Source organism: Sphingomonas sp. R1 (assembly GCF_025960285.1).
Taxonomy (GTDB): domain Bacteria; phylum Pseudomonadota; class Alphaproteobacteria; order Sphingomonadales; family Sphingomonadaceae; genus Sphingomonas.
In genome coordinates, this window is sequence record NZ_CP110111.1 from 2,314,645 (window position 1) to 2,328,885 (window position 14,241).

The 14,241-nt window shown below is 68.5% G+C and carries 12 protein-coding genes; 10 read left to right on the forward strand and 2 right to left on the reverse strand.

Annotated elements, in window-relative coordinates; genetic code table 11:
- Window positions 1-183 precede the first annotated feature (183 nt).
- Together OIM94_RS11115 and OIM94_RS11120 are read left to right on the forward strand one after the other, a co-directional pair.
- Entirely contained in the window at window positions 184-948 is a 765-nt protein-coding gene (locus tag OIM94_RS11115) for a tryptophan 2,3-dioxygenase (protein ID WP_264606795.1), read from the forward strand.
- Window positions 945-2,069, forward strand: a complete 1,125-nt coding sequence (locus tag OIM94_RS11120) for an aminotransferase class V-fold PLP-dependent enzyme (RefSeq protein WP_264606796.1) — start codon at window positions 945-947, stop codon at window positions 2,067-2,069. The genes OIM94_RS11115 and OIM94_RS11120 overlap by 4 nt, the downstream gene beginning before the upstream one ends.
- A 140-nt stretch (window positions 2,070-2,209) precedes the next feature.
- Here the strand turns inward: OIM94_RS11120 and OIM94_RS11125 are convergent, their stop codons facing one another.
- Entirely contained in the window at window positions 2,210-2,644 is a 435-nt protein-coding gene (locus tag OIM94_RS11125) for a CoA-binding protein (RefSeq protein WP_264606797.1), read from the reverse strand.
- A 3-nt stretch (window positions 2,645-2,647) separates the two neighbouring features.
- A complete protein-coding gene (locus OIM94_RS11130) occupies window positions 2,648-3,604 on the reverse strand; it encodes a P-loop NTPase (RefSeq protein WP_264606798.1) in 957 nt (318 codons plus the stop codon).
- A gap of 71 nt (window positions 3,605-3,675) precedes the next feature.
- On the opposite strand from OIM94_RS11130, the gene hflK reads away from it, so the two are divergent.
- From hflK to OIM94_RS11170, 8 genes are all read left to right on the forward strand, one after another.
- A complete protein-coding gene (gene hflK, locus OIM94_RS11135) occupies window positions 3,676-4,755 on the forward strand; it encodes a protease modulator HflK (RefSeq protein WP_264606799.1) in 1,080 nt (359 codons plus the stop codon).
- Complete coding sequence (hflC, locus tag OIM94_RS11140) at window positions 4,752-5,603, forward strand: protease modulator HflC (protein ID WP_264606800.1); 852 nt, start codon at window positions 4,752-4,754, stop codon at window positions 5,601-5,603. The genes hflK and hflC overlap by 4 nt, the downstream gene beginning before the upstream one ends.
- Window positions 5,604-5,699: 96 nt before the next feature.
- Window positions 5,700-7,214 carry a Do family serine endopeptidase gene (locus OIM94_RS11145; RefSeq protein ID WP_264606801.1) on the forward strand — a complete coding sequence of 505 codons (1,515 nt, stop codon included), beginning with the start codon at window positions 5,700-5,702 and terminating at the stop codon, window positions 7,212-7,214.
- A 68-nt stretch (window positions 7,215-7,282) separates the two neighbouring features.
- Window positions 7,283-8,881, forward strand: coding sequence for a DUF853 domain-containing protein (locus tag OIM94_RS11150; protein ID WP_264606802.1), 1,599 nt, complete (start codon window positions 7,283-7,285; stop codon window positions 8,879-8,881).
- Between the two features lie 16 nt (window positions 8,882-8,897).
- Window positions 8,898-9,065: a hypothetical protein gene (locus tag OIM94_RS11155; protein WP_264606803.1), complete on the forward strand. Its 168-nt coding sequence runs from the start codon at window positions 8,898-8,900 to the stop codon at window positions 9,063-9,065.
- Between the two features lie 55 nt (window positions 9,066-9,120).
- A complete protein-coding gene (locus OIM94_RS11160; RefSeq protein WP_264606804.1) occupies window positions 9,121-10,863 on the forward strand; it encodes an ABC transporter permease in 1,743 nt (580 codons plus the stop codon).
- Between the two features lie 13 nt (window positions 10,864-10,876).
- Window positions 10,877-12,175: an AAA-associated domain-containing protein gene (locus tag OIM94_RS11165; RefSeq protein WP_264606805.1), complete on the forward strand. Its 1,299-nt coding sequence runs from the start codon at window positions 10,877-10,879 to the stop codon at window positions 12,173-12,175.
- Window positions 12,176-12,267: 92 nt separating this feature from the next.
- Complete coding sequence (locus OIM94_RS11170) at window positions 12,268-14,214, forward strand: OPT family oligopeptide transporter (protein ID WP_264606806.1); 1,947 nt, start codon at window positions 12,268-12,270, stop codon at window positions 14,212-14,214.
- The last annotated feature ends 27 nt before the right edge of the window (window positions 14,215-14,241 follow it).

Genomic DNA, 14,241 nt, shown 5'->3' on the forward strand with positions numbered 1-14,241 from the left:
TAGAGTCCGACGTGCACGGCATAGAGTCAACTTTCGCCGAATGAAAATCCGAAACCTGCCTCTCGCCTTTCCATCAATATCGGCTGGCTCAGCCGCAACGGGAAAAAGCTAGAGGATGTGGCCACATATTGACGGTGCCCTACCCCCATTGCCGTTTCCCGCCCCGCTGCTAGCGTCGCGCCCATGACCGAAGGCATGACCTATGGGCGCTATCTCGCCCTCGACCAGTTGCTCGCCGCCCAGCATCCGCGGTCGGACCGGCATGACGAGCTGCTGTTCATCATCATCCACCAGACCAAGGAGCTGTGGCTCAAGCAGATCCTCGCCGAGCTGCACCTCGCCAAGGGGCTGGTCCGCGCGGGCAAGCTGATCGAGGCGTACAAGGGACTGGCGCGGGTGAGCCGCATCCAGGCGGTGATGACGCTGAGCTGGGACGTGCTCGCGACGATGACGCCCAGCGACTATACCCGCTTTCGCTCGGTGCTCGGCGGCAGCTCGGGCTTCCAGTCGGACCAGTTCCGCGCGGTCGAGACGATGCTGGGCCTGCGCGGCGGCGGGGTGCCGGGGCCGCTGACCGACGAAGCCGCCACGCTGCCGAGCCTGTGGGACGATGCCAATGCCGCGCTCGCCGCCGCCGGGTTCGACCTGCCCGAGGCCGTGCTGCACCGCGACTGGCCGACGCCCTATCAGCCGAACGACGCCGTCCGCGCCGCCTGGGGCCAGGTGTACCGCGACACCAATCTTCACTGGGACCTGTACCAGCTGGCCGAGAAGCTGGTCGATATCGACGACGCGATGGCGACCTGGCGGCACAAGCACGTGCTCACCGTCAGCCGGGTGATCGGCGGCAAGCCGGGGACCGGGGGCACGCCGGGGGTCTCCTATCTCGAATCGACGCTCGCCAAGCGCGCCTTTCCAGAGCTCTGGTCGCTAAGGACCGATCTGTGAGCAGCTTCAAGCACCTGTTCCAGCGGTCGCTGGCCGCCGCGCCCGATCGGCTGCACTTCGCCGCGCACAGCCACCACCTCTGGCCCGACGCCTCGTGGCTCGGCCAGCAGGCGGCGTGGGACGATGCCGCGCGGCTCGCCGACCGCAAATGGGGCCGGGTGATGGACGAGATCTGGCCCGCCGCGCAGGCCCATGTCGCCGCCGAGCTGCATCTGCCCGATCCGTCGACGGTGGTGTTCGCCTCGAACACGCACGAGTTGCTGCTGCGGATCGTCTCGGCGATGGCCCCGCGCCGGCCGCTGCGCATCCTCGCCACCGACGGCGAGTTCCACAGCTTCCGCCGCCAGTCGCTGCGCTGGGAGGAGGCGGGCACTGCGGTGGTGACCCGGGTACCGATGGGCGAGATCGTTTCCACCGCTCGCGCGGGGGGCTTCGACCTGATCGTGGCGAGCCATGTTCAGTTCGGCACCGGCCATGTCTTCGACGGCATCGCCGAGTTGGCGGCACTGGCGCGACCCGAGGGGCCGTGGGTGCTGATCGACGGCTATCACGGGTTCATGGCCGTGGAGACCGACCTCTCGGCGGTGGCGGACCGGGTGTTCTACGTGGGCGGCGGGTACAAATACGCAATGGCGGGCGAAGGCGTCGGCTTCCTCCACGCGCCGCCGGGCTTCGGGCCGCGGCCGGAGATCACCGGCTGGTATGCCGAGTTCGAGGACCTCGCGCTGCCGCCGGGCCGGATCGGCTATGCGCCGCACGCCCGCCGCTTCCTCGGCGCGACCTTCGATCCGTCAGGGCTCTACCGCTTCGTCGCGGTGCGCGAGATGCTGGCGCGCGAGGGGCTGACCACCGCGGCGATCAACGCCCATGTCGCGCCGCTGCGGGCGCAGCTGCTGACGGGCTTCCCGCTCGACGCCGAGCGGATCAACCCCGCCGCGCCGGATGCACCCCAGGCCCGCTTCGTCGCCTTCCGCAGCCCGAACGCGGCGGACTGGCAGAAGGCCCTGCTGGCGGACGAGATCGTCACCGACGTGCGCGGCGATGTCCTGCGCATCGGGCTGGGCCTCTACCAGGATGCCCGCGACGTGGCGCGGCTGCACGAGGCGCTGGCGGCACTCTAGATCGCCCGACGCTTCCCCCCCGTCATCTCGGCGAAAGCCGAGATCCATTGGGGTATCGGTTCCGGCGCTTGCTGCGGCGGAGAGGCGACTGGATCCCGGCTTTTGCCGGGATGACGGGAAGATGGGTTCCCGTTTGCCGTTCAGGCGGCGGCGACCGGGGCGAGGCCCAGGCGGCGGATCTCGATCGCCGGGCAGCGGTCCATCACCACCTTGAGCCCGGCGGCCTCGGCGCGGGCGGCGGCGGCGTGGTCGACCACGTCGAGCTGCATCCACACCGCCTTGGCGCCCGCTGCGATCGCGGCATCCACCACGGCCCCCGCATCTTCCGACTTGCGGAAGATGTCGACGATGTCGATCGGCACGCCGATCTGGTCTAGCTCGCGAAAGACGAATTCGCCGTAGATATGCTCGCCGGTAATGCGCGGGTTTACCGGGATCACGCGGTAGCCGTGCCGCTGCAAGAGCAGCATCACGCCGTTGCTGGGGCGACTGGGGCGATCGGACGCGCCGACCATCGCGATGGTGCGGGTTTCCTCGAGCAGGGCGCGGATGTCTTCGTCACGCGTAAGCGGCATGCATCACCTCTTTAGCCATTCATAGACGGACTCGGCCAACGCACCAAATACTGCGGAAGACTCCGTATCCCCTGCTGCGGGCGGCGTTCCGGCGTCCGATGCCGCGCGGATCGCCATCGCCAGCGGGATGCGGGCAAGGAACGGGATGCCCAGGCCGCCCGCCGCCCGCTCGGCCCCGCCGCTGCCGAACGGATCGGAGACGCCGCCGCAATGCGGGCAGCAATAGCCGGCCATGTTCTCGACCAGCCCGACGATAGGCACCCCGGCCTTGTTGAACAGGTCGATCGCGCGGGTCGCGTCGATCAGCGCGAGGTCCTGCGGGGTGGAGACGATCACCGCGCCCGCGGGCTTGTGCTTCTGGATCATCGTCAGCTGGACGTCGCCGGTGCCGGGGGGCAGGTCGAGCACGAGCAGCTCGGTATCGCCCCAATCGGCATCGACCATCTGGCCGAGCGCGCCGCCCGCCATCGGCCCGCGCCAGGCGATCGCCTGCCCCTCGGCGACGAGGCCGCCCATCGACAGCATCTTGAGCCCGAACGGGGTTTCGATCGGCAGCAATACTTTGTCACGCGCCTGCGGCTTCACGCCCTCGACCCCCAGCAACTTGGGCTGGGAGGGGCCGTAAATGTCGGCATCGACCAGCCCGACCTTGAGCCCGCGCCGGGCAAGCGCGATCGCGAGATTGGCGGCGACGGTCGATTTGCCCACCCCGCCCTTGCCGCTGGCGACGGCCAGGATTCGGCGGGTGCGGCGCTCGCTGGTAAGGAGAATGCGCACTTCGGCGACGCCCGGCAGCGCCGCGGCGGCGCTGCGCACTTCGGCTTCGAGCGCGTCGCGCGTCTCGGGCGCGAGTCCGGTCACGTCGAGCACCACGCTGGCACGGCCGCCTTCCAGGCGCACCGTGGCGCGACCGGCGGAGACGGGGGCGAGGGCGGCGGAAAGGTCCTGCGGTTCAGTCATGCCGCGGCACATAGGTACACAATCGTCCGACGCCACTGTAAATCCGCGCCGCCCTGCTTATAAAGGTCGGCATGGTGAATAGTTCTGGCCGCGACGCGCTGTCCGGCACCTTCCACAACGAGGCGCCGAAAAGCCCCTGGGGCAGCGGCTCGGACAAGGGCGAGGGTAGCGGCGGTGGCCCGCGCAACCCCTGGTCGGTTCCACCCGAGGGGCGCCGAAGCCGGCCCGCCGGTTCGCCGAGCGCGCTCGACGAGCTTTGGCGCCGCGCGCGCAGCGGCGGCGGCGGGCTTCCCGGCGTGCCGACCGGCGCGCGGCTGTGGCTGCTGATCCTCGCCGGCCTGATCGCGGTGTGGGTGCTCTACACCTCGATCCACCCGATCGGTCCGCGCGAGAAGGGCGTCGTCACCTTCCTCGGACGCTATTCGGGCACGCTTGACCCGGGCATCCAGTTCACCCTGCCCGCGCCGTTCCAGCTGGTCGACGTGGTCGATGTCGGCAATATCCGCACCGAGAACTTCCCGAACAGCGGCGAGAACCTGATGCTGACCGGCGATCAGAACATCGTCGACCTCGCCTATTCGGTCCGCTGGGACATTCGCAGCGCCTCGGACTATGTGTTCCAGATCGCCGAACCACGTGACACCGTCCGCGCGACCGCCGAAAGCGCAATGCGCGCAGTCATCGCCAATACCATGCTCAACGAGGCGATCGGCGAAGGCCGATCGAAGATCGAGGCCGAGGCGCAGGTCGCGATGCAGAAGATCCTTGACGAATATGGCTCGGGCATCCGCATCCAGGGCGTCGCCATCCAGAAGGCCGCGGCACCGAGCCAGGTCGACGATGCCTTCAAGGCCGTCACCGCCGCGCAGCAGGAAGCCGAATCCAACCGCAACAACGCCAATGCCTATGCCCAGCGCGTGATCGCCGCGGCGCAGGGCGAGGCGGCCGAGTTCGACAAGATCTACGAACAGTACAAGCTCGCGCCCGACGTGACCAAGCGCCGGCTCTATTACGAAACCATGGAGGCCGTGCTGGCCAACACCAACAAGACGATCGTCGAGGCACCGGGGGTGAACAGCTATCTGCCGCTGCCGGCCCTTCGCCGCGGCAATGCCCCTGCCGATGCGCAGACCCAGGGAGGCGCCAAGTGACCGCCTGGCTGCGCAATCCGATCGCCTTGGTCGTCGCCGTCATCGTGGTGCTCATTGTTCTGATGAGCACCGTGGCGATCGTGCCGGAGACCAAGCAGGTCGTCGTCCTCCGGCTGGAAAAGCCCTACCGCACGGTGAACGCCTATCGCACCGGCGAAGGCTTCGGCCGCACCAATGCCGGCCCGGTGTTCCGCATCCCGTTCGTCGATCGGCTGGTTTGGGTCGACAAGCGCGTGCTCGACGTCGACCTGCCCGACGAACCCGTATTGTCCACCGATCAGCTGCGGCTCGAGATCGACGCCTATGCCCGGTATCGCATCACCGATCCGCTACGGATGGTGGTGACCGTCGGCACCGAGGAGCGGCTGCGCGACCAGCTCCAGCCGCTGCTGCGCTCGTCGCTCCGCAACGAGCTGGGCAAGCGGCGCTCCAGCACGCTGCTCAGCCCGGAACGCGGGCAGGTGATGGACAATGTCCAGAACTCGCTCCAGCGCCTGGCCAGCCAGTATGGCGTGCAGATCGTCGACGTGCGCATCAAGCAGACCGAGCTGCCCTCGGGCTCGCCGCTCACCAGCGCGCTGAACCGCATGGCCACCGCGCGCAGCCAGGAGGCGGAGACGATCAAGGCGCAGGGCTTGAAGGACGCGCAGATCATCCGCGCTACCGCCCAGGCCCAGGCGGCGCAGATCTACGCCGCGGCATTCAACAAGGATCCGAAGTTCTACGATTTCTACCGGGCGATGCAGTCGTATCGCACGACCTTCCTCCGCCCGGATGCGAAGGGCGAGAGCCAGATCATCCTGTCGCCGAACAATGCGTATCTTCGGGAGTTTACCGGGCAACGATGATCCTGTCCGCCCGTTCATATTCAAATCAGGTTCAGCCGCGCTGGGTAGAAGCGCGGTTTGAGACGAATACCGTTCCTTTCGAGAGGAAATGACCCCGTGCGTTACGCCTACGCCTTGACTACCGCGATCCTGCTGGGTGGCGCCGCCACCGCACTCTCGCTCAACCAGCCCGCCGGCGCGCAAACCGCGCAGAACGAGCCGGGCACGATCCAGGCGATGGCCCCCAAGGCCGGCGCGCCGATGAGCTTCGCCGACCTCGTCGCGCGCCTCCAGCCCGCAGTCGTCAACATCTCGACGACGCAGCGCGTGAAGGTGAACGCCAACCCGTTCGCCGGCACGCCGTTCGAGATGTTCGGCGGTGGCCAGGGCCAGTCGGTGACCCGCGAGGCCCAGTCGCTGGGCTCGGGCTTCGTCATCTCGGCCGACGGCTATGTCGTCACCAACAACCACGTCATCTCGGCGGGCGCGCAGGGCGCCGTGGTCGAATCGATCACCGTCACGCTTGCCGATGGTCGCGACTTCAAGGCCAAGCTGATCGGCCACGATGCGCAGTCGGACCTTGCAGTGCTCAAGATCGACGGCACCGCGCTGCCCTTCGTCAAGTTTGGCGACTCGGCCCGGGCGCGCGTCGGCGACTGGATCCTGGCGATCGGCAACCCGTTCGGCCTGGGCGGCACCGTCACCGCCGGCATCATCTCGGCGACGCACCGCGTCACCGGCACCGGCGCCTATGACCGCTTCATCCAGACCGATGCCTCGATCAACCGCGGCAATTCGGGCGGCCCGATGTTCGACCTGAACGGCAACGTGATCGGCATCAACTCCCAGATCCTGTCGCCCACCGGTGGCAATGTCGGCATCGGATTCGCCATCCCGGCGGAAGAGGCAAAGCCGATCATCGACAAGCTGATGAAGGGCCAGACGATCACGCGCGGCTATCTCGGCATCGCGATGCAGGACCTGACCAAGGACCTCGCGGCCGGCTTCGGCCTGCCGTCGGACCGCGGCACGCTGGTCGCACGGGTCGAACCGGGCCAGCCGGCCGAGAAGGCGGGCATCAAGCAGGGCGACGTGATCGTCAGGGTCAACGGCAAGGATGTGACCCCCGAGCAGACGCTGTCCTACATCGTCAGCAATGTCGCGCCGGGCACCCGCATTCCGGTGGAGCTGATCCGCGACGGCAAGCGTCAGACGGTCAATGTGACCGTCGCCACGCGTCCGCCGGAAGAGCAGCTCGCACAGTTCGACCCCAATGATCAGGACGGGGCGCAGGGCGACGACGGCGACGACGGCAGCTCGCCGACCGGCCCCGCCGCCGCGCTCGGCGTCGGCGTGACCCCGCTGACCCCGCAGATCGCGCGCCAGATCGGCGTAGACCCCTCGATGGGCGGCGTGGTGATCCTGGGCGTCAATCCGAGCAGCGATGCCGCCGGCAAGGGCCTGCAGCGTGGCGACGTGATCGTATCGGCCAACCAGCAGCCGGTGCGTACCGGCGCGGACCTCAGCAAGATCGTCGCCGCCGCCAAGGCCGCCGGCCGCAAGCAGGTGGTGCTGTTCATCCAGCGCAAGAATGTCGGTAACTACATCCCGGTCGGCATCGCCGGCAACTGATCGCCCTAAAAGCGGCTGACCAGGGCCCGTTTCTTCCCTATGCCTGCTCCCCACACAAGGAGCAGGAAATGGCGGAAGAGACGGGCCTTTTCGTGGGTGCAGCCGGGGACGCGCGGATCGCGCTCAACTTGCGCCGCGCCAATCGGCACGGGTTGATCGCGGGCGCGACCGGCACCGGCAAGACGGTGACGCTGCAGGGACTGGCAGAGGGCTTTTCGGCTGCGGGCGTGCCGGTGTTCGTGGCCGACGTGAAGGGCGATCTGGGCGGCCTCGGCATGGCCGGATCGCCGCTCGCCAAACCGCATGCGGCCTTCGCCGCCCGGGCGCAGGCCATCGGCGACAGCGACTGGAAGTATCAGGCGATGCCGGTCCAGCTCTGGGACCTTTTCGGCGAACAGGGCCATCCGATCCGCGCCACGGTTTCCGAAATGGGGCCGCTGCTGCTCGCCCGGCTGATGGACCTGAACGAGGTGCAAGAGGGCGTGCTGACCATCGCCTTCCACGTCGCCGATGCCGAAGGGCTGCTGCTGCTCGACCTGGATGATCTCCAGGCGATGCTGGCCCACTGCGCCGAGCGGGCCGAGGAACTGAGCACCACCTACGGGAATGTCTCGAAGCAGAGCGTCGGCGCGATCCAGCGCCAGCTGCTTCAGCTGCGCACCCAGGGCGGCACCCATTTCTTCGGCGAGCCCGCGCTCAGCATCCAGGACTTCCTCGCGCACGACGACAGCGGCCGCGGCGTGATCAACATCCTCGCCGCCGACAAGCTGATGGCGAGCCCGCGCCTCTATGCCAGCTTCCTGCTCTGGCTGCTGTCCGAGCTGTTCGAGACGCTTCCCGAGATCGGCGATCCCGACAAGCCGGTTCTCGTCTTCTTCTTCGACGAGGCGCATCTGCTGTTCGACGATGCCCCCAAGGCGCTGCTCGAGAAGATCGAGCAGGTGGTGCGGCTGATCCGGTCCAAGGGCGTCGGCGTGTATTTCGTGACGCAAAACCCGATCGACATTCCCGAGGACGTGGCGGCGCAGCTTGGTAACCGCATCCAGCACGCGCTGCGCGCCTTCACGCCTCGCGACCAGAAGGCAATCCGTGCTGCCGCCGAGACCTTCCGCGCCAGCCCCGGCCTCGACGTGGCGACCGCCATTACCGAGCTGGCAGTGGGCGAGGCCCTGGTGTCGCTGCTGCAGGCGGATGGATCGCCGGCTCCGGTCGCACGGACGCTCATCCGCCCGCCCGCCTCGCGCGTGGGTCCGCTGGCGGCAGACGAGCGCAAGGTGCTGGTCGAGACCGATGCGATCGGCGCCAAATACGACGTCGCGATTGATCGCGAGTCGGCCGAGGAACTGATCGCCGCGAAGCGCGCCGAGGCCAGCGCTGCCGCCGCAGAAGCCCAGGCCCAGGACGCCGCCGCCAAGGCCGCCGCCGCCCAGGCGAAGGAAGATGCCCGCCGCGCCAAGGAAGAGGAACGCGCCCGCATTGCCGCCGAGCGCGAGGCGGCGAACAACCCGCTCAACCGCGCCATTCGCTCCGCCACGCGCTCGGCCTCCTCGGCGGCGGGTCGCGCGGTCGCGAACGAAGTCAGCAAGGCGGTGTTTGGCAGCAAGGGCGGCGGCGGGATGCTCGGCCAGGTCGTGCGCGGCGTACTCGGGGGGCTGTTCCGCGGCTGAGCAAGATGACGCGGAAATGATCGTTCCGCGTCGATACGACACCGTGATTGACAGTGCCGCCGGGATCGCGCACCGGCGGCTTGGCCGCGACTCATCTTCGCGGCTGCAGCAAAAGGTTTTCACCACAATGCCCAGCGACGGCAGTCGAAGTTTGGCGCCGCTGCGCGAGCGCGACCAGGGCTGAGTTCTCGCCCTCGTTTCGCCCCGCGCACGGCGCCCGGCTCGAGACGAGGTAGTTCATGTCCAAGATCCGATTTCATGCGCGCGTGCTCCGCGCGTCTCCCCGTACCTGGCTGGGTCTGGCGCCGAACCGCGCGGACCTGATCGCCTTCGTGCTTCTCGCCGCCGGGCTGGTGCTGGCGCTGCGCGGCATCGGCGGCACGATCGAGCCGATCGACGCGCTTGTCCGCGATCCCGTCACGCTCAATCCCGCCAACCTGCCCTGGTACGCGCTGCGCACCACGCTGCGCATGTTCGCGGCGCTGTTCGCCTCGCTGGCCTTCACCTTCGTGTTCGCGACACTGGCCGCGCGCAGCCGGCGCGCCGCGCAGATCATCGTACCGGCGCTGGACATCCTCCAGTCGGTGCCGATCCTCGGCTTCCTCACCTTCACGGTCACCTTCTTCCTCGGCCTGCTGCCCGGCGAGGTGCTCGGCGCCGAGCTTGCTTCGGTCTTTGCGATCTTCACCAGCCAGGCCTGGAACATGGCGTTCAGCTTCTATCAGTCGCTGCGCACCATACCCGCCGATCTGGAGGAGGTTGCCCAAGGCTTTGCGCTATCGCCGATCCGTCGCTTCCTGCGCCTGGATCTGCCCTTTGCCACGCCCGCGCTGGTGTGGAACGCGATGATGTCGATGTCCGGCGGCTGGTTCTTCGTCGTGGCATCGGAGGCGATCACGGTGGGCAATACCTCGATCGCGCTGCCGGGTCTGGGATCGTGGCTCGCGCTGGCGATCGAGCGGCAGAACTTCACCGCGATCTGGGAGGCCGTCGGCATGATGGCGGTGGTGATCCTCGCCTATGACCAGCTCGTCTTCCGCCCCGTCGTCGCCTGGGCCGATCGCTTCCGCTTCGAACAGACCGGCGGCGGCGATCGGCCGCGGAGCTGGGCCTATGACCTGTTCCGGTCGACCCGGATGCTGCCCGTGCTGTTCGCCCCCTTTCGCGCCCTCGGCCGGCTCCTGCTGACGCTCGATCGCGGCGCGCGTCGGGCGCGCCCGGTACGGCGCGAGGCGAGCCCCGCCGGCGAATGGCTGTGGCGGGGGTTGGTACTTGTCACCCTCGCCGCCGGCGGCTGGACCCTCGTGGAATATGTCGCGCACGCGCTGCACTGGTCCGATGCGGCGACCGCGCTGGGCCTTGCCCTGCTGACCCTGCTGCGCGTCGTCGTGCTGATCGCGCTGGCCAGCCTGATCTGGGTGCCGATCGGTGTGTGGATCGGCCTGCGCCCTGCCTGGGCCGAACGGCTGCAGCCGGTGGCGCAGTTCCTCTCCGCCTTCCCGGCGAACATCCTGTTCCCCTTCGCGGTGATGGGAATCGTCGCCTGCAAGCTGAACCCCGCGGTGTGGCTTTCGCCGCTGATGATCCTCGGCACCCAATGGTACATCCTGTTCAACGTCATCGCCGGTGCCAGCGCGATCCCGAACGACTTGCGGGAGGCGGCGAGCATGTTCGGGGTGAAGGGCTGGCAATGGTGGCGGCAGGTGGCGCTGCCCGGCATCTTCCCCTTCTACGTCACCGGCGCGCTGACCGCGTCCGGCGGCTCGTGGAACGCCAGCATCGTTGCCGAAGTGGTGGTGTGGGGGCAGGAACGGCTGGAAGCGCCCGGCCTGGGCGCGTTCATCGCCAAGGCGACCGCGATCGGTGACTATCCCCGCGTCGCGCTGGGCGTCGCCACGATGTCGGCCTTCGTGCTCGCCTTCAACCATCTCGTCTGGCGTCCGATGTATCGCTTCGCCGAACGCCGCCTGCGTCTTGCCTGAGGAGCCCCCTTCCATGGCCACCCAGAATCTCCGCCGCCCGCTGGTCTCGGTCGAACAGCTCACCCATCACTACGGCGCCCGCCGGGCGAAGCCGGTCATCGACGACGTCTCGCTCACCTTGCACGAGGGCGAGATCGTCGGCCTGCTCGGTCGTTCGGGATCGGGCAAGTCGACGCTGCTGCGCTCGATCGCCGGGCTGATCCAGCCTGATCAGGGCGCGGTGACGTTCGCCCCGCGCGAGGATGACAGCCCCGATGTCGCGATGGTGTTCCAGACCTTCGCGCTATTCCCCTGGCTGACGGTGCAGCAGAATGTCGAGCTCGGCCTCGAAGCGCGCAAGGTGCCCGCCGCCGAGCGCCGCGCCCGCGCGCTCGCCGCGATCGACCTGATCGGGCTGGACGGGTTCGAGAACGCCTACCCCAAGGAAATGTCCGGTGGGATGCGCCAGCGTGTCGGTCTGGCCCGTGCGATCGTCGTCGATCCGGCGCTGCTGCTGCTCGACGAGCCCTTCTCCGCGCTCGACGTGCTGACCGCCGAGACGCTGCGCAGCGACCTGCTCGACCTGTGGTCCGAAGGGCGGATGCCGATCCGGTCGATGCTGCTGGTCACCCACAATATCGAGGAGGCGGTGCTGATGTGCGACCGCATCCTGGTGTTCTCGTCCAACCCCGGCCGCGTCGCCGCCGAGATCGAGGTGAAGCTGCCCCAGCCCCGCGACCGGCTCGATCCCGAATTTCGCGCGATGGTCGACGCCATCTATGCGCGGATGACCGAGCGGTCCGCGGGCCAGCCGCACAAGGACGGGCTGTTCCCGGGCACCGGCATCGGCATGGTACTGCCGCAGGTCTCGACCAACAGCCTGTCGGGCCTGATCGAGGAAGTCGACGCGAGCCCGTTCGACGGCAGCGCGGCGATGGCCGAGCTGGCCGACAGCCTGGGGCTGGAGATCGACCAGCTCTTCCCGATGGCGGAAACGCTGCAGCTGCTGCGCTTCGCCGATCTGCGCGGCGCCGATCTGGTGCTCACCGCCGAGGCGCGGCGCTATGCCCAGGCCGATGTCGACCAGCGCAAGGCGATGTTCGGCCAGGCGCTGCTTACCCATGTGCCGCTGGCGCAGCATATCCGCCGCATCCTCGACGAGCGCGGCTCGCACCGCGCCTCGGCCAGTCGCTTCCGCGACGAGCTGGAAGACCATATGTCCCCCGACTTCGCCGACGAGACGCTGAAGACGGTGACGCTGTGGGGCCGCTTCGGCGAACTCTTCGCCTATGACGAGGATGCCGACGTGTTCAGTCTGGAAGACCCGGCCTAACAATCCACCTGTCCAAAGCGGCGCGGGGATGCCACCATGGGGCATTCCCCGCCCGGCCGATCCGGGCAAAAGTTCCCGGAGTTCCGCCGCTTATGGCCTCTATTTCCTCCCGCGCTCCCTTGGAGCTAACGCTGCGCGGCGTGCTGCTCGGCGGCGCGATCACGCTGCTGTTCACGGCGGCCAACGTCTATCTGGGCCTCAAGATCGGCCTGACCTTCGCCACCTCGATCCCCGCCGCGGTGATCTCGATGGCGATCCTGCGCTTCTTCCCCGGCTCGACCATCCTCGAGAACAACATCGTCCAGACCGTCGCCAGCGCGGCGGGGACGCTGGCGGCGATCATCTTCGTGCTGCCGGGACTGGTGATGATCGGCTGGTGGAACGGCTTTCCCTATGTCGAGACCGCCGCGATCACGATGTTCGGCGGCATCCTCGGCGTGATGTTCTCGGTGCCGCTGCGCCGTGCACTGGTGGTCGATTCCCCCGACCTGCCCTATCCCGAGGGCCGCGCCGCCGCCGAGGTGCTGCAGGTCGGCGCGGGCAGCCGCGAGGGTGCGGAGGAAAGCGCGCGAGGCTTGAAGGTGATCGTCGTCAACGCGATCGCCTCGGCGGGCTTCGCAGTCATTACCCGGATGAAGCTGGCAGCGGAGGAAGGCGCGGTGTTCTTCAAGGCCGGTGCGGGCTCCACCGGCATCATCGGCGGGCTGCAGTTCGCGCTGATCGGCGCAGGGCATCTGATCGGCCTCACCGTTGGCATCGCCATCCTCGTCGGCGTGGCGATCGGCTGGTGGATCGCGCTGCCGATCCTCAGCGCCGGGATGCCGGGCGCGGCGGAGGCGGTGGCGAACACCGTTTTCCGCAGCGAGGTGCGCTTCCTCGGCGCCGGCACGATCGGCATGGCGGCGATCTGGACGCTGCTCAAGATCATCGGTCCGGTGATCGGCGGCATCCGCTCCTCGCTTGCCGCCTCTGCCGCGGCCCGCAGCGGTGCGGACGTGCCGATCGGCGAGCGCGACCTGCCGATTACCATCGTCGCCGTCGTCACGCTCGGCATGCTGCTGCCGATCGGCTGGCTGTTGTGGAGCGTGCTGGCGGCAGGACCGCTCTCCGCCTCGGCGGGGCTGCTGGTGGCGGGCTCGCTGGTGTTCGTGCTGGTCGTCGGCCTCGTGATCGCCTCGGTGTGCGGCTATATGGCCGGCCTGATCGGCGCGTCGAACAGCCCGGTGTCGGGCATCGGCATCCTCTCGGTCGTTGCCGCCTCGCTGATGCTGGTCGGCATGTTCGGGCGCCATCTCGATCCCGGCACGACCCAGGCGCTGATCGCCTATGCGCTGATCGTCACCGGCATCGTGTTCGGCGTGGCGACCATCTCCAACGACAACCTCCAGGACCTCAAGACCGGCCAGCTGGTGGGCGCCACGCCGTGGAAGCAGCAGGTCGCGCTGATCTTCGGGGTGATCTTCGGCAGCCTGGTCATCCCGCCGGTGCTGAGCGTGCTCAACGCCTCGTTCGGCTTTGCCGGGGTGGCGGGGGCGAGCGCCGATGCGCTGCCCGCCCCGCAGGCGGCGCTGATCTCCTCGCTCGCCAAGGGCGTGCTGGGCGGCGACCTGCGCTGGGACCTGATCGGGATCGGCGCGGCTGTTGGTGCGGGCGTCATCCTGGTGGATGAGCTGCTGGCGCGGACGTCCAAGCTGCGACTGCCGCCGCTGGCGGTGGGCCTCGGCATCTATCTGCCGATGGGCGTGACGCTGACCGTGGTGGTCGGCGCGGTGATCGGGTGGTTCTACGACCGCGCCGCCGAGCGCGCGCGCGACCCCGAGTTCGTCAAGCGGATGGGCGTGCTGATGGCGACCGGCATGATCGTCGGCGACAGCCTGTTCGGGGTGCTCTACGCAGGCGTGGTCTACGAAACCGGGAGCGAATCTCCGCTCGCGCTGGTGGGGCCGGGCTTTGCGGGCGTGGCGCTGGCGGGCGGCACGCTGCTGTTCCTTGCGATTACGGGCGGGTTGTATCTCTACACCCGCCGCCAGGCGCGATAATCCATCGTTTCCCCCTCTCGCGAACGG

Bases quoted from the DNA above. Each gene is read 5' to 3' on its own strand.
- OIM94_RS11115 (WP_264606795.1), top strand. From the start codon at position 184: ATGACCGAAGGCATGACCTATGGGCGCTATCTCGCCCTCGACCAGTTG.
- OIM94_RS11160 (WP_264606804.1), top strand. From the start codon at position 9,121: ATGTCCAAGATCCGATTTCATGCGCGCGTGCTCCGCGCGTCTCCCCGT.
- OIM94_RS11165 (WP_264606805.1), top strand. From the start codon at position 10,877: ATGGCCACCCAGAATCTCCGCCGCCCGCTGGTCTCGGTCGAACAGCTC.
- OIM94_RS11150 (WP_264606802.1), top strand. From the start codon at position 7,283: ATGGCGGAAGAGACGGGCCTTTTCGTGGGTGCAGCCGGGGACGCGCGG.
- OIM94_RS11170 (WP_264606806.1), top strand. From the start codon at position 12,268: ATGGCCTCTATTTCCTCCCGCGCTCCCTTGGAGCTAACGCTGCGCGGC.
- OIM94_RS11155 (WP_264606803.1), top strand. From the start codon at position 8,898: ATGATCGTTCCGCGTCGATACGACACCGTGATTGACAGTGCCGCCGGG.
- OIM94_RS11125 (WP_264606797.1), bottom strand. From the start codon at position 2,644: ATGCCGCTTACGCGTGACGAAGACATCCGCGCCCTGCTCGAGGAAACC.
- hflK (WP_264606799.1), top strand. From the start codon at position 3,676: ATGGTGAATAGTTCTGGCCGCGACGCGCTGTCCGGCACCTTCCACAAC.
- OIM94_RS11130 (WP_264606798.1), bottom strand. From the start codon at position 3,604: ATGACTGAACCGCAGGACCTTTCCGCCGCCCTCGCCCCCGTCTCCGCC.